The 19,878-nt window shown below is 35.2% G+C and carries 17 protein-coding genes and 2 pseudogenes; 2 read left to right on the top strand and 17 right to left on the bottom strand.

What is annotated here, in order from left to right; genetic code table 11:
• Positions 1-221: 221 nt before the first annotated feature.
• Positions 222-416: a hypothetical protein gene (locus IW492_RS12645; RefSeq protein WP_202068001.1), complete on the bottom strand. Its 195-nt coding sequence runs from the start codon at positions 414-416 to the stop codon at positions 222-224.
• Positions 397-1,401, bottom strand: a complete 1,005-nt coding sequence (locus tag IW492_RS12640; protein WP_202067995.1) for a hypothetical protein — start codon at positions 1,399-1,401, stop codon at positions 397-399. The genes IW492_RS12645 and IW492_RS12640 overlap by 20 nt, the downstream gene beginning before the upstream one ends.
• 392 nt (positions 1,402-1,793) lie before the next feature.
• Here IW492_RS12640 and IW492_RS12635 point away from each other — a divergent pair, with 392 nt between their 5' ends.
• A complete protein-coding gene (locus IW492_RS12635) occupies positions 1,794-1,973 on the top strand; it encodes a hypothetical protein (RefSeq protein WP_202067994.1) in 180 nt (59 codons plus the stop codon).
• A 123-nt stretch (positions 1,974-2,096) separates the two neighbouring features.
• Here the strand turns inward: IW492_RS12635 and IW492_RS12630 are convergent.
• The 12 genes and pseudogenes from IW492_RS12630 to IW492_RS12580 form a co-directional block, all read right to left on the bottom strand.
• Positions 2,097-2,228, bottom strand: a pseudogene (locus IW492_RS12630) (site-specific integrase); the annotation flags it as partial.
• Between the two features lie 303 nt (positions 2,229-2,531).
• Positions 2,532-3,683: pseudogene (gene ltrA / locus IW492_RS12625) on the bottom strand (group II intron reverse transcriptase/maturase); the annotation flags it as partial.
• Positions 3,684-3,704: 21 nt separating this feature from the next.
• Complete coding sequence (locus IW492_RS18715) at positions 3,705-3,830, bottom strand: hypothetical protein (RefSeq protein ID WP_269160937.1); 126 nt, start codon at positions 3,828-3,830, stop codon at positions 3,705-3,707.
• Positions 3,831-4,414: 584 nt separating this feature from the next.
• Positions 4,415-5,350, bottom strand: a complete 936-nt coding sequence (locus IW492_RS12620) for a tyrosine-type recombinase/integrase (protein WP_202067993.1) — start codon at positions 5,348-5,350, stop codon at positions 4,415-4,417.
• Positions 5,351-5,488: 138 nt separating this feature from the next.
• The gene (gene eno / locus IW492_RS12615) at positions 5,489-6,787 is read right to left on the bottom strand and encodes a phosphopyruvate hydratase (protein WP_202067992.1); all 1,299 of its coding nucleotides are present in this window, start codon (positions 6,785-6,787) and stop codon (positions 5,489-5,491) included.
• A 155-nt stretch (positions 6,788-6,942) separates the two neighbouring features.
• On the bottom strand, positions 6,943-7,698 hold the full coding sequence (gene tpiA, locus IW492_RS12610) for a triose-phosphate isomerase (RefSeq protein ID WP_202067991.1): 756 nt from the start codon (positions 7,696-7,698) through the stop codon (positions 6,943-6,945).
• A 709-nt stretch (positions 7,699-8,407) separates the two neighbouring features.
• Positions 8,408-9,601, bottom strand: a complete 1,194-nt coding sequence (locus IW492_RS12605) for a phosphoglycerate kinase (RefSeq protein WP_202067990.1) — start codon at positions 9,599-9,601, stop codon at positions 8,408-8,410.
• A 295-nt stretch (positions 9,602-9,896) separates the two neighbouring features.
• Complete coding sequence (gap, locus tag IW492_RS12600; protein WP_202067989.1) at positions 9,897-10,898, bottom strand: type I glyceraldehyde-3-phosphate dehydrogenase; 1,002 nt, start codon at positions 10,896-10,898, stop codon at positions 9,897-9,899.
• Between the two features lie 39 nt (positions 10,899-10,937).
• A complete protein-coding gene (locus tag IW492_RS12595) occupies positions 10,938-11,975 on the bottom strand; it encodes a sugar-binding transcriptional regulator (RefSeq protein ID WP_202067988.1) in 1,038 nt (345 codons plus the stop codon).
• Between the two features lie 553 nt (positions 11,976-12,528).
• The gene (locus IW492_RS12590; protein WP_202067987.1) at positions 12,529-13,404 is read right to left on the bottom strand and encodes a YitT family protein; all 876 of its coding nucleotides are present in this window, start codon (positions 13,402-13,404) and stop codon (positions 12,529-12,531) included.
• 408 nt (positions 13,405-13,812) lie between these two features.
• Complete coding sequence (locus tag IW492_RS12585) at positions 13,813-14,697, bottom strand: sulfite exporter TauE/SafE family protein (protein WP_202067986.1); 885 nt, start codon at positions 14,695-14,697, stop codon at positions 13,813-13,815.
• Complete coding sequence (locus tag IW492_RS12580) at positions 14,694-15,485, bottom strand: pyrroline-5-carboxylate reductase family protein (protein WP_202067985.1); 792 nt, start codon at positions 15,483-15,485, stop codon at positions 14,694-14,696. Before IW492_RS12580 ends, IW492_RS12585 begins: the two co-directional genes overlap by 4 nt.
• A gap of 282 nt (positions 15,486-15,767) precedes the next feature.
• On the opposite strand from IW492_RS12580, the gene IW492_RS12575 reads away from it, so the two are divergent.
• Entirely contained in the window at positions 15,768-16,268 is a 501-nt protein-coding gene (locus IW492_RS12575) for an IS110 family transposase (RefSeq protein ID WP_202067984.1), read from the top strand.
• Between the two features lie 98 nt (positions 16,269-16,366).
• Here IW492_RS12575 and IW492_RS12570 read toward each other — a convergent pair whose 3' ends face one another.
• The 3 genes from IW492_RS12570 to IW492_RS12560 are packed head-to-tail and all read right to left on the bottom strand — an operon-like array spanning position 16,367 to position 19,877.
• Complete coding sequence (locus tag IW492_RS12570) at positions 16,367-17,617, bottom strand: ATP-grasp domain-containing protein (protein WP_202067983.1); 1,251 nt, start codon at positions 17,615-17,617, stop codon at positions 16,367-16,369.
• Complete coding sequence (locus IW492_RS12565) at positions 17,614-18,831, bottom strand: ATP-grasp domain-containing protein (protein WP_202067982.1); 1,218 nt, start codon at positions 18,829-18,831, stop codon at positions 17,614-17,616. The genes IW492_RS12570 and IW492_RS12565 overlap by 4 nt, the downstream gene beginning before the upstream one ends.
• The gene (locus IW492_RS12560) at positions 18,828-19,877 is read right to left on the bottom strand and encodes a threonine aldolase family protein (RefSeq protein WP_202067981.1); all 1,050 of its coding nucleotides are present in this window, start codon (positions 19,875-19,877) and stop codon (positions 18,828-18,830) included. The genes IW492_RS12565 and IW492_RS12560 overlap by 4 nt, the downstream gene beginning before the upstream one ends.
• Position 19,878: the final 1 nt, after the last annotated feature.

Below are 19,878 nucleotides of genomic sequence, written 5' to 3'. Positions count from 1 at the left end.
ATGATTTGACTGAGACATCTTGAAACACTCCTTTGAATTGGTTTTTGTCGACTTTAATTCTACTGGATTTCAAGATGTCTTTCCTGTTTTTTTTCAAAATGAAAAAAGTGTCAGTGACAATCATGCCACCAACACTAGATATTATAGAGCCAATATGGACAGTAAAAAAGCTGGTCTAAGTAGACTAGCTTTTTTGACTATAACTTGATTAAACATTCCAACTATATCTTTTTCTTGATAATACTGTTTGCTAAAGTAGTCACTCCTAGAATAGCTACGCTACCTAAAGCAGTTCCAACTAAATTTCTTTTTTCCTTTAAGCTACGACTATGTTCCATACAAAATAAAGATTTATCTGATGGCACTTCTTTGTTACAATTTGGATACTTACAAGCCTTAATTTTCGATTCTTTCATTTTCAATCACGTCTATCCTTTCATTATTATAAGTTGCTATAAGCACTTCAATTTTTTTAGACAAATCATTAGTTAATTCCTGAATCCTCCCATCATCACCCACGTGAGCATTATCTAATAGCCACGCAATAGTTCTTCCATTTTCGTTTTCTTTCATTAATACTTGTTTAACAAATGAGTGATAGTTTGTCAGTGTTGCAAACAAAGGTTGTTTTTCTCCCAAAGCTGTATACGCTATTAGGTTTAGTTGGGCTGTTGAATTTAAATATCCTAAAGATGTTTGCAATAAATTATCAATTCTACGTGCATCTTTTGATTTTGTTTTTGAATCAATTAAAAGAGCTGCATCTTCGTGAATAGAAAGCATTAGCTTGCTAATTGTTTCGTTAGCAATTTTGATAGAACTAATCAGTAGCTCTCTTTTGTTCGATTCATTCTCTGAAGCTAATCCTTCAACAACTAATTGTCTGGATGAGAAAAATCCCGCATATCTATCATTATACTGTCCCTTCTCTACCCTTTGTATAATTTGATTTAATCCCTCAATTTGCTCTGAAATTGACGCTAACTGACCTTGAATTGCCGATAACTCTGGTAAGACACCCAAATCTTTTACCATCTTCTTGTCAAGGGTAACAAAACTTTTATTTTTCCCACTTAAATTATCCTTAATGACAGCATATGTTTCACCTGTTTTTTTTCTTATGCCAAATGACCATTCTCCTGAATCTATCTTTTTTTTTGCAAAATCAGATATTCTAGCTACATATTCTGTTTCTTTCTGATTAGACATTTTTTCAATCAAACTTATTGATGAAATATTTGAAAATAAACTATCTTTAATTTTTTCCGTTATCGATTTTGAAGCTATTTTTTGCAGTGGCAATAATGAGTAAGATGTAAAATCATAATTGTATAAATTTTTATCGGTAACGTTTACCAATAATGACGATTCTCTAGGTAAATCAATTTCAAACTCTTTCAAATCTTACCCCCCATTACTAAATTATTAAATTCATTATATCATTAATGAGTCAAAAATGAGTATATAGAACAGAATTCAAAATCAATCTACCTATTCTAAAAAGATAAAAAAGCTGTAACGGATTCTTCTAATACTTCATTCATCATTTGGCAGGGACTATTTTTTTAAGTTTAATATAGAGGAGTCAAATAAATTTTTCTATTCAAATATATCCTTTACTTTTTTATAAAAAATAACAAATATAAATATTTTAACAAAAAAGTAAACCAGTAATTAAAACATTGGTATGATAGTTAAAATTGTAATTTAAAAACGATGATGATACTATAAAAACATAACATGAATATTCATTATTCTTGTATAAAATTTTATAGTAAAGGAGGTCATATTTCATGACAGATGGAGCATCACAAGGACTTTTCGTAATCGTAGCAGTGGTAATTTTCGGTATTTTCGTATTAATCGCTTATATCTTATTCCGTGATACATTACAACCTAAGTTAGCAGATATTTTCAAGAATGCAACTGACACAGCAGAAGCAAGCTTGAACTATACACCTGCACCACAATAAACGTTCTACAAATTTGCAATTATAGAAAAAGGATGTCATGTTATTTATAGAGATGCGAATGATAAAAATGTCATTTTAAATTAAGAGAACAGTCTAGTCCACTGTTCTCTTTCCTTTTGGACAACCTGTCTTTATTCCAATTGCCATAATCAAATAATCTCTTTTTCCGTGCTTTCCCTTCTTTAGTTCTTTTCCAAATTGAATTAGCGTTTCCTTATCCTTAATAGGTTTGACATTAATCATTTTTTGTCCCATAAATTACCTCCCTAAGATGTATTATTTATGGATATTTTTCTATTGAAATAAACTATAAGTATCCATCTACCTATAAATCAAAAATGAAACATTGATAGAATAGGATTAGTGATGGATACTAATTACAAAAGTATCCATTGCAAGGACCTTTATAGCATCATAAAATAATAATTGCAAATTTGTAGAACACACAAGCATAAGTGATTAAATATATGAAAAATAGGGTAGAGGGGAAATAAATTCCGCCCCTCCCATTGCACCGTACGTACGGGTCTCGTATACGGCGCTACATTTGTATTGTACTCACGATTCGCTTAAATAGTAAGTTAAAGGATTGACTAGACCTGGTCGGTCCTTTTTCTTTCGAGCTAGAACTGTCGGGTTCAAAATGAAGTTAACGACAATCATCCCACTTCGTCTATACCACCCAAGTCTTGAGTTGGCCACTTTAAAGATATCTTCTTCAGCGAAACCGCAGTTTAACAGTCGGTTCAGTTTCTGGAGATTCTTCGATATGCGTTTCGGTACCTTCCATTGTTTGATGATAATGACTCGGATTTTATGTCGTATCCATTGACCAAACTTCTCTATAAATGTCTTCATACTTCCGATTCGGTAGTAATTTATCCATCCTCTTACAATTTGGTTGACCTTCGTAAAGGTTTCGGCTAATGGTCTCGATACTGCCTGTTTTCTTTTCAGTACAGTTTTTACTTTTCCATACAGCTTGGCTTTACTGGCGTTGGTTGGCTTACATTTCCACCCCTGTTGATCTTTCCAAAAGGTGAACCCTAGAAATTGGCTTTTGGTCGGCCTTACGACTTTGGTTTTCGTCAGATTGACTTGTAAGAATAACTTCTTTTCCATCCAATTCGTGATTGACTTCATGACTCGATTCGCTGCCATTTCGCTTTTGACAAAGATACAAACATCGTCCGCATATCTTGCAAAGTGTAGCCCTCTTGTTTCCAATTCCTTATCTAATTTATCTAAATAGATATTCGATAGGATTGGACTTATTGGGCTACCTTGCGGGACTCCTGTTTCAGTTTGTGTCGCTAATCCATCCGCCATTACGCCTGCTTTTAAGAACAAGCGTATCAAATGTAAGGTGTCTCGATCATTTACCTTTTCTCTAAGAGTTGAAATTAATTTATCATGATTTACTGTGTCGAAATATTTCTCTATATCCATATCGATGACCCACTCAAACCCTTCATTCAAGTAATTGACCACTTGGTTAATGGCTTGATGTGCACTTCTGTTCGGTCGAAATCCGTAACTTTTCTCGCTGAACTGCTTATCATAGAGTTGACTTAATTGTTGGGCAGTCGCTTGTTGGATGACTCTGTCTATCACTGTAGGAATTCCTAATGGACGTTTAGTTCCATCAGGCTTCGAGATGTAAGTCCTTCGGACTGGTTTGGGCTGATACTTTCTTTCACAAATTTGTTGGACAAGTGTTTGTCCATGTTTTCAAAAGTAAGTCTCAAGTTCCTCCACAGTCATGTTATCGCTACCTGGAGCGCCTTTATTACTCTTGACTTTGTTAATTGCCCGTTCTATATTTCCGACATCTGTTATCTTTTCGATTAATCTCATCTCGCTGTTCCTCCTCTAGTTATAAATTTTTCCAAGACCGTCCCCATTACTTTCCCCATCAATGGTTACGTTCCATTGGGCTAGGGTATCCTCATTTTCGGACTACTTGAACATTCTCATCTAGTGATTCACACTATACAAACATTAGGTCCTTCATTATCTAGGCTGGATAATTACTATGACCTCAGCTGACTTCCTACGGTTAACCTTTTTCGACCGTCATTAACGATTGCTGATTTTAAAGCCTCTCATGATTAGACGTCCGTAGGACCTCCCAGGGTAAGACACTTATCTTTCACTTTACAACCTCTTGATTTACTGTCTTGGTTTTACGTTTACCTTTTGGACTTCGGTTTGTTGAGCAACCTCATCCACCATTTAGCCTCATCAAGTTTCTGTTCGTAGGCTCAAAGTTTTGCTGCACCACTTCCTTCACCCCGCCATTACTGACTTCGGCTTGTGGTTCGCTACGCTTGGCGGTAACTACCCGCGACTGGACTTTCACCAGCTAGATAAGTGCCATGCCTGGCACACTCAAAAGGAGAACATTATTTAAGCATGTTCTCCTGAATTTGATTAACAACTTAAAATATACTACTTAAAGGACTTGTCTTTACCGCTTTATCTACTAATTGTTCATCCGTGATGCTACTAATATAGATTTTCGTTGTATCTAGTTTAGAATGAGCTAACATCCTACTTATTGTAAAAATATCTTGACCTATCTGCAAATTCTTTACAGTCCAATAATGCCTTAGCGTATGCGGACTACACCTAACAGTTGTCCTAACTCCTGCTCTCTTACCTGTTTCTTTCAATATCAATTCAATATTCGTCACCGTTTTAATTTTTCTTCCTGTTTTCCCTAAAAATAGCTGTTCATCTAATTTTCTTGTTTTGCCGTGATAATTTCTAAGTGTGTAAAAGTGTCTATCTCGAATCCTTCTATATCGAGTAATAAAATAATTCAATTCAGATGAGATTGGAACTACTCGCCATTTACTCCCCTTTCCTAATATTCGGATATAGTTTTCAGCTAAATCTGTATCCTTCAAATTTAATAGTTCAGATACACGAATACCTGTATCTGCCAAAAGAGCAATAATACACTTATTTCTTGCTCCTAAATAGGTATCAAATTTCCACACATTCAGCATATCCTTTACTTCTTTATCATTGAATGTAGTTAATAATGGCTTTGTTTCCTTTAATAACCTTATCGTTTCCAGAGGACTGACTTTGACTACTTTCTCAGCTACTAAATAGTTCCAGAAAGCTTTGTGAGTTTTTAAAATAGTATTTATATAACTACTTTTTAATTGGCAATCTAACAGATAACTAATGAACAACTTATAGTGAATTTTTGAAACATCTTCAATTAAAATCGGTGAACCAATTTCTTTTCTGTAATAGTCTATAAATTTTCTATGATGTTGTTCATAAGATTCAATCGTTCTTTTTGAATAATTTTCCAATTTCAATTCTAATAAGTATTCTTTTACTAGCCGTTCATAATGCATAAAAAATGCCCCTCTCATGTCATTAGTTGACATAAGAAAGGCATTTAGCAATAATACTAGAACATAAAAGTAGAAACACTTTTTACACTAATTTTATCATTTTTGAAAAATTGGTATAGTTACTTTTACATTACCAAATTATTTGTTTTTAAGGTTGTAGAAAGATTTCAGACCTTTATACTCAGCTACATCGCCTAATTGGTCTTCGATTCTTAGTAATTGATTGTATTTAGCAACACGGTCAGTACGTGAAAGAGAACCTGTTTTGATTTGTCCTGCATTTGTTGCAACAGCGATATCAGAGATTGTAGAATCTTCTGTTTCGCCTGAACGGTGAGAAACTACTGCAGTGTAGCCAGCTTCTTTAGCCATTTCGATTGCTTCAAAAGTTTCAGTCAAAGTACCGATTTGGTTAACTTTGATAAGGATTGAGTTAGCAATTCCTTTTTCAATACCTTCAGCTAATTTAGTTGTGTTTGTTACGAATAAATCGTCACCAACTAATTGAACTTTATCGCCTAAAGCTTCAGTTAATTTTTTGAAGCCATCCCAATCGTTTTCATCTAAACCATCTTCGATAGAGATGATTGGGTATTTCGCACATAATTCTTCGTAGAATTTGATCATTTCTTCAGTTGTTTTTTCGCCTTCGCCAGAATCAGCTAAAACGTAAACGCCTTTTTCTTTATCGTAGAATTCTGAAGAAGCAGCATCCATAGCAAGAACAATATCTTTACCAGGAACATAGCCGGCTTTTTCGATTGCTTCGATAATCACTTCAAAACCTTCTTCGTTAGAACCTAAGTTAGGAGCGAAACCACCTTCATCACCTACTGAAGTAGCCAAACCTTTAGATTTCAAGATAGCTGCCAAAGCGTGGAATACTTCCGCACCATAGCGTAAAGCTTCTTTAAATGTTGGAGCACCTACAGGCATAATCATGAATTCCTGGAAGTCGATACTGTTGTCAGCATGAGATCCGCCATTGATAATGTTCATCATTGGAGTTGGCAGTACTTTTGTATTGAATCCGCCTAAGTAGTGGTATAGAGGTACTTCAAGGTAATCCGCAGCAGCACGGGCTACAGCGATAGAAACACCAAGGATAGCGTTCGCACCCAATTTACCTTTGTTAGGAGTTCCGTCTAATTCGATCATTGCTTTGTCGATAGCCATTTGGTCACGAACATCGTAGCCAATGATTGCTTCAGCAATACTGTTGTTTACGTTGTCAACTGCTTTAGTAACCCCTTTACCTAAGTAACGAGATTTGTCGCCGTCACGTAATTCAACCGCTTCATATTCACCAGTTGAAGCTCCTGAAGGAACCATTCCGCGTCCAAACGCACCGCTTTCAGTGTATACTTCTACTTCGATTGTTGGGTTACCACGTGAGTCAAGGACTTCGCGTGCATATACATCAGTAATAATTGACATGTTTTGTCTCTCCTTTGAATTGTTTTTTATACTAAGGGGATTCATTCCCTTAATTACGATTGTAGTGAATTTTACAAAAGGAAGCAATGAAATTTTACTATTTTTTCAAATAAGGCAAAACTTCCTTCAAAATAATAAATAATTTTCAGTGAAGTTTATTTAACAGCATCAAGTAAAGCTAGGAATGAATCTGCTTCAAGACTTGCTCCGCCGACTAAAGCACCATCAACATTTTCTTTCGCCATATATTCAGCAATATTTTCAGGTTTTACTGAACCGCCATATTGGATACGCACGCTGTCAGAAACTTCCTTACCGTATAATTTTTCAACTGTTTTACGAACTACGCCGCAGATTTCGTCAGCGATGTTTGCATCAGCAGATTTACCGGTTCCAATTGCCCAGATTGGTTCGTAAGCAATAACAAGATTGCTTACTTGACCATCTGTTAAGCCTTCCAAGCCGGCAGTAATTTGTCCTTCAATCCATTCAGCAGTTTTACCTGCCTCATAGGTTTCCAAAGATTCACCACAGCAAAAGATCGGAATCATGCCGTTAGCGAAAATAGCTTTCGCTTTTTTATTAATTTCTTCATCTGTTTCATGGAAATATTCGCGACGCTCAGAGTGACCGATAATCACATAGTCAACTCCTAAGTCAGTTAAAGCTTGAGGAGATGTTTCTCCTGTAAATGCTCCTGCATTTTCCCAGTAGCAATTTTGACCTGAGATTTTTAATTCTGTCCCTTTTGCAGCTTCAACTAATTCCTGTAAAAATAAAGCTGGAGAACCGATTACTGAATCAACTGCATCATTTGCAGGGATTTTTGTTTTCACTGCTTCAGCAAATTCTTTTGCTTCTTTAGCCGTTTTGTTCATTTTCCAGTTACCAGCGATAATTGGTTTACGCATTGAACAGCACTTCCTTTTCTATTGTTTATCTGAGCTTCCTAAATCAAGCCTGTCGACAAGGCATAGTACCTTGCTTGAGGATTACCCGATTCTTTCAGCTTTTATTATTGTCCAGCTGTGCAGATCAACTTCTTCGATGATAAGATAAACCGTCTATACTGACAGAAAGCATCAGTATGCCGCTTTCCTTTATCACTCTGAAGTTACCCAATCTGCTTCGCTTTTCTTTATCCAGCTTCCCGAATCAATCCTATCGACAAATAGATAAATTCATTTCAAGGACAAAAAGCATCCTTGAATAAATTTCCTAATTTGCTTGAGGATTACCCGATTCTTTCAGCTTTTATTATTGTCCAGCTGTACAGATCAACTTCTTCGATGATAAGATAAACCGTCTATACTGACAGAAAGCATCAGTATGCCGCTTTCCTTTATCACTCTAAAGTTACCCGATCTGCTTCGTTTTTCTTTATCCAGCTTCCCGAATCAATCCTATCGACAAATAGATAAATTCATTTCAAGGACAAAAAGCATCCTTGAATAAATTTCCTAATTTGCTTGAGGATTACCCGATTCTTTCAGCTTTTATTATTGTCCAGCTGTGCAGATCAACTTCTTCGATGATAAGATAAACCGTCTATACTGACAGAAAGCATCAGTATGCCGCTTTCCTTTATCACTCTGAAGTTACCCAATCTGCTTCGCTTTTCTACTTATCATTAATTGCAGCTAATCCTGGTAATGTTTTGCCTTCAAGTAATTCCAAGCTTGCGCCGCCGCCTGTTGAAATGTGTGTAAATTTGTCAGCAAAGCCTAATTGAATCGCTGCTGCTGCTGAGTCTCCACCACCGATAATTGTTGTCGCATCTTCAAGGTTGGCGATTGCTTCACAAACACCAATTGTTCCTTTGGCAAAGTTGCTCATTTCAAATACACCCATAGGACCATTCCATACAACAGTTTTAGCTCCTGCCAATTCCTTTGTAAATAGTTCAATGGATTTAGGACCAATATCCAATCCCATATATCCTTCTGGAACAGCCTGACCGTCTGAAACAATTGTTTCTACGTCGTTGCTAAATTCTTTTGCACATACTGAATCCACCGGTAAAATTAATTTATCACCAGCTTTTTCGATTAATTCTTTAGCCAAGGCAACTTTATCTTCTTCTACTAATGAGTTTCCAATTTCAAGTCCTTTAGCTTTGTAGAATGTATACGTCATACCGCCGCCGATCAAAATTTTATCCGCTTTCGCAATTAGATTTTCAATCACACCAATTTTATCTGAAACTTTTGCTCCACCGAGGATAGCCACAAATGGGCGTTTTGGCGCTTCAACCGCTTCACCGATGAATTGAATTTCTTTTTCCATCAGGAATCCAGCTACAGTTGGAATACCAGTTGAAGCAATTCCAACGTTTGAAGCATGCGCACGGTGGGCTGTACCAAATGCATCATTGACAAAAACATCACCTAATGATGCCCAGTATTTACCTAGTTCAGAATCATTTCCGCTTTCTTTTTTGCCGTCAATATCCTCAAAACGAGTGTTTTCAAAAACTAAAACATCTCCATCTTTCATATTGTTGACAGCTGCTTCTAATTCAGCACCACGAGTTTCAGGAACGAAAGTCACAGTCTTGCCCAATAATTCGCCAAGACGTTCAGCAACAGGCTTTAATGATTTGCTGGCTTTGTCTTCTGCTGTTTTTACACGACCTAAATGAGAGAAAAGAATTGCTTTTCCGCCATTTTCGATCACGTATTTAATTGTAGGCAATGCAGCCACGATACGGTTATCATTAGTGATAACACCGTCTTTCAAAGGTACGTTGAAGTCCACACGAACAAGAACTTTTTTGTCTTTTAAATCCACATCTTTAATTGTTTTTTTAGCCATGTGTAAATTTTCCCTCCTACTTCTTATTGACTGCGGCAGAAAATTCGGTTGATGAATTTTGCTGTCGCTTTCTATTCTACCATTGTTGGGTTAATTCATAAAAAGATAAGCGGGGAAGCGCGTTGCTTCCCCGCTTATTATTGCACCTAGTCTCAGAAATTTCTTTACTTATGATAAACGGTGTTCAAAAAGCTGTTTCTTCAAAAGTAAGCTGACCTATCTCAAAAATTTAAAAAACACTTTTTAGACATTCCGTCTTACTTCTCAGAGCAAAACACTTCTTTTTACAACCTAATTATAAGTTAGCAAAGTATTCTAAAGTACGAACTAATTGTGCAGTGTAAGACATTTCATTGTCATACCAAGCAACAGTTTTAACTAATTGTTTGTCGCCAACAGTCATAACTTTTGTTTGAGTAGCATCGAATAATGATCCGTAAGTCATACCTACGATATCAGAAGAAACGATTTGATCAGTGTTGTAACCATAAGATTCGTTTGCTGCTTTTTCCATTACTGCATTAACTTCTTCTACTGTTACTTCTTTGTCAAGAATAGAAACTAATTCTGTTAATGAACCAGTTGCTACAGGAACACGTTGAGCAGCTCCGTCTAATTTACCGTTTAATTCAGGAATAACCAGACCGATTGCTTTAGCAGCACCAGTTGTATTAGGAACAATGTTTTCTGCTGCAGCACGAGCACGACGGAAGTCTCCACCTGGGTGAGGTCCATCAAGAGTCATTTGGTCTCCAGTGTAAGCGTGGATTGTCGTCATCAGACCTTCAACAACACCAAAGTTATCTTGTAATGCTTTAGCCATAGGAGCTAAACAGTTAGTAGTACAAGAAGCACCTGAGATAACTGTTTCTTTACCAGTTAAGATGTCATGGTTTGTATTGTAAACGATTGTTGGAACATCGTTTCCGCCAGGAGCAGAGATAACAACACGTTTTGCACCAGCTTTTAAGTGTAATTCAGCTTTTTCTTTTGAAGTGAAGAAACCAGTACATTCTAAAACGATGTCTACGCCTAATTCGCCCCATGGTAATTCTTCAGGATTGCGGTTAGCCAGAACTTTAACTTCTTTACCGTTTACGTTGAATGAACCTTCATGCACTTCAACCGTACCGTTGAAACGACCTTGAGTTGTATCATATTTTAATAAATGAGCCAACATTTTAGCGTCTGTCAAGTCGTTGATTGCAACTACTTCAATTCCTGCCACATCTTGGATACGACGGAATGCCAAGCGTCCGATACGTCCAAATCCATTAATACCTACTTTAACTGTCATTAAAGATTTCCTCCTTATGAAAATCAAAAATTTTTTATTTTAAAGGGTTTCCCCTTTTAAAATCTCGTTTGCAGCAGCTTCATCTGTAATGAGCCACGTTTGTTTTGGTGCATTTTTCATGTATGCCCGTATTGCTTTTGCCTTCGTCTTTCCTCCAGCAAGTGCAACGATATATGGAATCCCCTTTAAATGTTCCAGCTGTAAGCCAATCCTTGGAACCTTGTAGACTACTTCGCCGTTTTCATTAAAGAAATAACCAAATGATTCTGCTACAGCATTTTTCTGTTTCAGCATAATCATCTCTTCATCAGACATTTTTCTGCGGGCTGCCATATGCAGTGCCCTCCCGATACTGTGAACCACCGCATTCGACTGATTAATCAGCTCCAACACTTCCTGTATGGATGGCTCCTGAAGTAAGGAATCATACGTTTCCCTACTAAGCTGTTCCGGAATATACAACGCCCGATGCTGCCCGCCAGTCTTATGTGCCATCACCGCACTTACCGAATTGGCCTGAGCAGTTAATGCTTCACCGATTCCGCCTCTTGCAGGAACAAACAAATTGTGTCGTTTGTCATTCTCAAGAACACCCATATTTTCTGCTGCCTGAGCCATTGTCGTACCGCCCATTACAGCAATGATATTGTCTCCCTCAGGTAAAAGTACATCCAAAGAGTGAGTTAAAACCGAACCAAATTCATCCAGTATTTTTTTTTGACTATCACTGTTTCCTGCGACGACAATACAGCGCTGAATACCAAAGAGCTGTGCAATATCAATTTCGACCTGCTGAATTCCGAAAAGTAAATTCATCATCTTTTCAAGTCCCTGATAAATCATCAAGCCTTTATCAGTCAGTGTCATACCACTTTTGGATGTTTTTACCAGCTGCAGATTTTTCAGAATGTCTGTTTCAGTTCGGAGAACCCGTTCTGTCAGTCCCATACTCTCTGATAAACTTTTTCTGCCAATCGGCTGCATCCAATAAATACTACGCAAAATATGATATCTTTGCTGCATTACATCTAGCATATCCGGAGCAACTGCTTCGATCATTTTCAATTCTTCCAGCATGATTGATTCCTCCGTTGGTCATATTATGTCCAAGTAAGACTAAAAACGACCTATGAACACTAAAAAAATAGATGAAGTCCTTTCTCTGCATTTTCCAGTTAAAAAGACTTTTTTTACCTCATAAAAATAGTTTAGCAGTTTTACTGGTTCTTTTCAAGAAAAAGTATTTAAAATCCATGGCAAAAATAAGAAAACTTCTATATCTTCATTATGAAGGAGCTTGGCAACTTTTTTTTTAACTACAAAAACGGACAACCAAAGCATTAAAAACATTGTGTATCCGGTTTGTTTCTTCTAAAAAAAGACAGTCAGCCGGAAGCAGAATATTTTCTGCCGAGCTGCTTCCGATTAACTGTCTCCTTTTTTCACTTCGTCCTTACTTGACAGGAGTGCTATTTTTATTTTGTTTCAACTTTTTTCATTTGCATGTTCCTACGCTTTTGTCGTGTTCGAAATCATGCATTGTTTTCTTTTTCTAGCCTTATCAATAACCTATGATGAAATGTACAAGAATCTCTGAAAACTATCTGAAAAAGCAACTCAAAAAGGCTGCTTACAATTCTTCTTCATAAAAACGACCGAGGATTTTAACATTATCCGAAATACTGACAAAGGCAGAAGGATCAGCTTTCTTCATAGCCCCTTCCAACGCAGGCAGCTCAAAACGAGTCACCACCGTCAGCAGTACAGTTTGCTTATCATGAGTATAGGCTCCTTCGGCCTCATGAATGATCGTAATTCCACGACGCATTTTTTTCTGAATCTCGCTGATGACAACTTCCGGATTTTTTGTGATAATCATCACCTGCATTTTTTTCTGTTTCGTGTAAACTGCATCTGTTACTTTCCCGCTGACAAAAATGGACAGCGCACTGTAAAACATATACTGCCAGCCAAACAGATAACCGGCGACAAAAATAATCAGTGCGTTAAAATAAATTGAAATGGACCCCACTGAACGACCGGTCCTTTTACGGATAGTTATGCTGAAAATGTCCAATCCGCCAGAAGAAAGTCCGTTTTTCAATGCAAAGCCAATTCCTGAACCCATTACTGCCCCGCCAAAAATTGCGCAAATTATCGGATCATTTGACAAGATTGTTTCAGGTACAATCTGCATGAATACAGAGGTTAGCGCTACCGTAATAAAGGTAAAAATTGTAAATTTTCTGCCAATCTTTTTCCAGGCCAAAAAGAATAAGGGAATATTCAGCGCAAAGAGTGACACAGAAACCGGAACTTGAAAACCTAAAGCTCTTGTCGATAAAGTTGTCAGGATTTGAGCCAAGCCTGTGATCCCGCTGGAATAAATATTTCCGGGCTGATAAAAAAAGTTCATTGCCACAGAGGCTAAAATTGCATAAACAATGGAAACGGAGAGTTTTGTCGTATATTCATTGACTGGGATACCTTCAATTGCCTTTTTCATAGAGAAAACCTTTCTTTTTTCAACTTTAATTTTGACTGTTTTCATTATACTATACACTATTTTTCAAAAAAATAAAAACGGCTATAAACGTTGAAATGCCAGCGTTTATAGCCTATAGTTAAAACTTAACCCACTCCCCCTTCCAATTTGTTTAGGTGTTTCTTGAGAGTTCTGTTTCGTATGCTTAGCAAGATTCTTCAAGGCTTTCCAAAGAATTCAAACCGCTTGTGTTCTTTCCTATTCGAAACGGTTAAGGTCAATATCAAGGTCATTAAATTTAATAGCTAGGCATTGCGTGTATCGTATATTTTATCAGTTCTTTTTGCCAATCCATCATATATCTGATTAAGTCTGAATAAATTTGTATTTACAATGCTATTCTAAAGAAATAATAGTGATTTACTTAATTCAAGAAAAGTTGTTCAATTTTTTGCTGTTCTTCACCACATCTGAAAACAATGAAATACTAGCCATAATTAGTACAAAAACCATAATCCATTTTAAAATAGATAAGTTTATATTTTTTACAATTAAACCTGCAAATAAAACACCTGCACTTCCAATAACACTAAATATTAGTGTTGCTTTACGGGAATAAAATCCTTTGTTAACAAATTGAATTGAACCAACTACAAAAGATAAAGTACATGCACTCATCATAATAGGAAAAGCAACAAGAGGATTCATTCCCAATAAATAGATAGTTGCCATTGTTGGAGCAAATGAACCTATTCCAAAATTATTCAACATTCCATAGATAAATAAAAGAATAATACTAATAAAAAGTTTCCAACCTCTTAATCCGTATTCTTGACCATCAACAGGAATTACTTGATTAAGATTCAAAAAAATGAGTATTGATGCAACTAACAATCCTATTCCCATGGATAATTTAATTCTATTATCTGATGTTCTCATTGACAACCTTGGAGAATGTAATGAACCTAAAGTTTGAGAAAAAATTAAGCAAATTAATGTAATTGGATCACAATGAACGTAATTGATATAAATTAGTGACATAACAAACAATGGAATAGTTCCTTCTGTATTTAGAGTTGCAGGAATTAATCTATCAGGAAAATATTTTAGTTTTCTGTAAACAATTGTATTAATCGCAAAATCTGAGATTCCAAATGTTGATAAAAACATTGAAAAAAAAGCTATAATAGAATATACAATAGGAGAACCCTTTTCAATTTTTAGACTTTCATAATTCTTAGTTATATCTTTAATAAAATAGAAAAGAAAGAAACTGTTAAATAGACAAATAAGCAAAATCAAAAAAATTGTCATTTATCTTCTCCCTTCAACAAATAAATATCTTTGTCTCGACCAGCAATAAAGGCATCTATTAATGTTTTTTTTACCAACCCTTGAGAAAAAGTATGTAACATCTCTACACCAATTCCACCTGGAGAGCATAATTTTTCTACCTGTTTACCAATATCTCCATTATTGGTTAATTCAATACAAGAAAGTAAATTTGCTGTCACGATTTCTAATGACTGTTTTTTTGTGAAACCTAAATATGTTCCACTTTGCAGCAAATACTCTATTAGCTTAAGAATAACAACAGGACTAGCACAAGAAAACGCAGTAAAGGAAGCAAACTTTTGTTCTTCTAAAATCACTATTTCTCCTATTCCTTGAAATAACTTCCTTACTTCCAGAATTTGTTCTTTTGAACAATTCTTATCAAAACACAATGCTGAATATCCTCTACTATCTTCAATGCCATTAGGCATTGATCTAACTACTGGATTATTAGGAAAATAAGATGCTAAGTCCTTAATACTCAAACCAGCACAGATTGAAATAATAATATGTTGACGTCTTAGTTCTTTTTTCATTTCATTTGCAAGAGAACAAACGTTATCTGGGCGTACTGAAAGTATAATAAAACTTGCCTCATCCATAAGTTCAGCCAAACTGCTTTTTACTTTAATACCATACTTATTTGAAAATTCGTAGGCTCTTTCAACCTTATTATCAAGTCCCAAAAATTCAAAATTTTGCTTACTCAACTGATTCAGCATTTTCTCGGCCATATTCCCTAGACCAATGAATCCAATTTTATTCATGTTAACCTCCATCTCGACTCGCTCCGCTCTTCGAGTCAAATAGTAATGAAAACAGATGCGGATTTCCGTTTATAATAAAGATAGGAGAGACATACTACAAAACACGGTGGGGTGAGTTGTAGGAAACCTCGATTGTTTAACCAGTGTAAGGCCAGGGCGTTCAAGCACAAATGAGTGGAACGATCAAAGTCCGCACACTAATCATTGTTTTAACAACTCCTGTTAAATGCTGCCCCAGCCAGTCACTGCCTCTCCGCTACTTATAGAAAGGAGCGAAGAATCATGAAAGTCGTTTATCCCGTTTGTTGTGGTATTGATGTGCACAAAAGCTTTTTGATCGCTACCGTCATCACCACGAAAGCCGGTGAATTGACGCCACATTATCAGAAGAAACGATTTTCAACTTTTAACAACCAGATTCTGGCTTTGAAAAACTGGCTGTTAGAATGCACGTGCTACGATGTTTGTATGGAAAGTACCGGTAAGTATTGGGTCCCTGTTTCCAATTTGCTTGAAGACGTGATGAATGTCACGATTGCGAATCCTAAATGGGTACGTGCAGTGAAAGGAAACAAAATTGCCCGCATGATGCTTACAGCGATTTATCATATACTTTCTACTGGTGAAGTTTGGAATCCCACTGATTTGTATAAGATTGATAGGTCAGACAATCTTGTTCAAAAGCAGAAGGAAAAAGCAATTAAACAAGCAACCAAATTCCTTATTTGTGAGGGCGTATTACCAGACGATTTTGTTAGAAAAGACTTAGCAGTTTCTAATTAAAAATTTTTCTTGTCGTCAGACCTATACTTCTTGACGTTTATTTTCCATGCTCTTTTTTTCTAGGCTCGCTTCTGATATTGAGTGATTTTGTTTTCACACTATTCCTCCAAAATAATTTTTATTCCCTGTTCAACTTCATTAATAGTTGATTCAATTTCTAAAATATCTTTCCCTTTAACAATAATATGTCCATGAGCCACCGAATTTGGTGGCAAAAGAACCGAACTTCCTGTTTCTATATATGGCAAAAACTCAATAACATTGGGATTTTCAAAAATGGATTCTGGAATAACATATTTTTTTAATATCCCTTTTTCTTGAGAGAAAAAGTGCTGAAAGCCTACAGGATTCTTTAACCGTTTTTCTGGAAATGTACATGCCCCTTCTGTAGCAAGCTCAACAATTTTTTCTACCATATCTATTCCTGTAGAATTTAATGTCGATACATATACAGGACCACCTCCAATTCTAGCCCCAACCTCAATAATATAAGGGATTCCTTTCGCATCAATCCTAAACTCTGTATGAGTTGCACCCATGTTAATACCTAAAGATTTATTTGCTAATTTAGTTATACTTTTTACTTTTTCAACAATTGTTCCATCTAATTCTGAAGGTGTCGAGAATAATTTTTCTTCAAAATATGGTCCTTCCATTGGCAATCTCTTATCATGAATACAAATAATATTAGTTTGATGCTGTGCAACAATTGATTCTACACTGATTTCAGATCCCTCAATATATTGCTCCAAAATCATCGCTTGATTATATTTTTGAGTAATAAAGGGAGTTAAAATATCATATTCAAATTCCTTTGCTGCCTGTACCTTCAACTGATCAAAAAAAACGGCAAGTTCCTTTTCATTATCCATTCTCATTACAGATAAACTACCGCCTCCAATTAATGGCTTTAAAACCAGTGGATAACCAAGTCGTTCACCAAGTATCTTAGCTTGTTGAATATTTTCTGCTAATCCATATTTTGGGCATTGAATGCCAAATGATATAAAACTTTCTCTCATCATATTTTTTACTCGTGACTTCAAAGCTGTTTCTATACTGATGTACTTCAGATCAAAATAATTAGCAAGAATTGCTGTTAATGGTACAGCGTGCTCAACTAATGTAAAAATACCTTCATAGACAAATCTAGCCGTATTTTTTTCCAAACAAGAAATCAAATCAACCAAGTTTTCTGTATCGACATCAATAATATTATCAAAATATCGTTTCTCCCAAGTAGGTTCTTTCATCACTAAAGTAAAATGACGAGACATATTAAATAGCTTTTCAAAATGACTTTTCCTACTAGGATTCTTTATATTTATTACAAGTGTAGTTTTTATCATTTTTTCACCTCTATAAATAATTTTTTTTCAATCATTTGAAACTTATTCTTTACGTCTGAATAATCCTTCCCAGATATCAATATCCAGCCTTTTCTATCAATACTACTTTTTACTTGAGTTATTACATCTCCCTTTTTTAATTGAATATCAAAATCCATCACAAAAGGAATATTTCTCAACCAATCAAAACTATCAATATTAATAATTTTCCCTAGCGGAGGGTTTAGATAAAAAATTTCGCAAACATATTTTTCTTGTTTATCTTTTTTCATGTTGACTGTTAATCCTAATAAATATCTAATTATTGGTTCTACATAACTAGTTTGATAAACTTTTTCTGCCATTGGAATTAGACAATCTCCACCATAACGTGTATGGATTTCAACTAAATGATATTTTTTTTCTGAGAAAATCATTTCCAAAGCAACTGGTCCAAAAGAAATTTTTAAAGCTTTTACTATTTTTTTAAACCATTTCTCATATTTAATGAATAGTTCGTTTGTTCTGGGATGTGGGCAAATATGTCCTTGCTCTACAGATGAATTTTTATAAAGTTTCTTTTGTGTAATATCTACTAAAAAAATTTCATCATAAAAAACTAATAATTCAACAGCAATTTCTTCACCAATCAACTCCTCTTCAACAAGAATTTCCTTATTATCGATTATTTGGCTTATTTCTCTATAAGCATTGGATATATCATCATCATTTTTTATAATTTGAACACCAATACTTCCTTTTAAATTTCTAGGTTTTAAAACAATTCCTTCCGAATTTTCTTTTAAAAATAATCGAATTTCTTCTTCTGAATTACATAATCTATAAGAAATACAGTCAATTCTCTGTTCTTTCAAAATATTTCTAGTACGAACTTTATCAACAGTATTTTTTACCACCTCCAAAGGTAACGTCACTACCCCTAATTCTTCTGCAAGTTCAGCGGTTGCTATTAATGAGTCTTCTCTAAATGAGTAAATAGCTTGAACTTCTTCTAAATTAATTGTCTCTTTTAATTTTTTTCTCAAATTACAAGTACTTGTAATATCAGCAAACAAAGGGTAGACATCATTTTCAATCAGCACATCAAAATAATTATTTAATATTTGCTTGTCTTCAATAACAACAATTCTACAACTATATTTTTTTAAATAGTGTATAGTTTGAGTAATTAAATTAGGTGCAATACCTACTAGAACAAAAATATCATTTTTCATTTACTTGCTCCTTCAATTACAAGTTTTACAACATTCATTGCACGATAAATGTCTTTTTTTGTAATATCAAGATGTGTAACTAATCGAATTTTATTTTTTTCCCAAGGATAAACTAAAATTTTTTGTTCTTTACAATTCTCCGCAAAAATACTCGCATTAATTGATAATTTTTCTATATCTATCATTACTATATTCGTATCTGGTTTAAAAACACTGACTGAACTCTCGTCTTTTAATAATTCATAAGCCAACGTTGCTAACTCATGATCTTTTTTTAAATGATTAATATTATTTTTTATAGCAAAGTAGGCAGCTTCGGCCATAAAGCCACTTTGATGCAAACTCCCACCGTACCATCTACGATACTTTTCTGCTCTCTTTATCATTTTCTTACTTCCCATAAGTATAGACCCGTATGGTGCTCCAAGCCCTTTTGAAAATGAACAAGTGATACTATCACAATTCTTTCCATAAATTTGGGGTGAAATATCTTTAGCAACACAAGCATTCAAAATCCGTTCACCATCTATATGAAGCGGAATTTTTTCTTCTTGAGCAAATTTATATAGTTCTTGAATAGTTAACAGTGGAAATATCTTTCCTGAGTGACTGTTAATTGTATTTTCTATCATAATAAGCCCAATACTTGGAAATAACTCTCCTTTAATTCTCTTCTCCATTTGTCTCTGAATTTTTTCTGGTGTTAAAATTCCGTCCCTAGTTTTTACAGTACTTAAACAAATCTTTCCTAAATCTGTACTTGGACCTGTTTGAAAATAGTTTACATGATAACTCTCATCGAGAATCACTTCATCTCCCGACACTGTCCAAGAACGAATCGCTACTTGATCACTCATTGTACCTGAAGGCATAAAAAGTGCAGCTTCCTTTCCAAATAGTTTGGCACAATATTTTTCCAGTTTTAGTGTTGTTTCGTCTTCTCCATAAGCCTGATCACCAACTTTTGCCTCATAAATTGCTTTTCTCATTTCTTCGGAGGGTAACGTACAAGTATCACTTCTTAAATCAACCGTTTTAGCGTTCATT

It is taken from the genome of Enterococcus sp. BWB1-3, from assembly GCF_016745275.1.
In the GTDB taxonomy this organism is placed as follows: domain Bacteria; phylum Bacillota; class Bacilli; order Lactobacillales; family Enterococcaceae; genus Enterococcus_L.
Note: the sequence above shows the minus strand (reverse complement) of the source record. Positions and strands in the feature narration are given on the sequence as shown.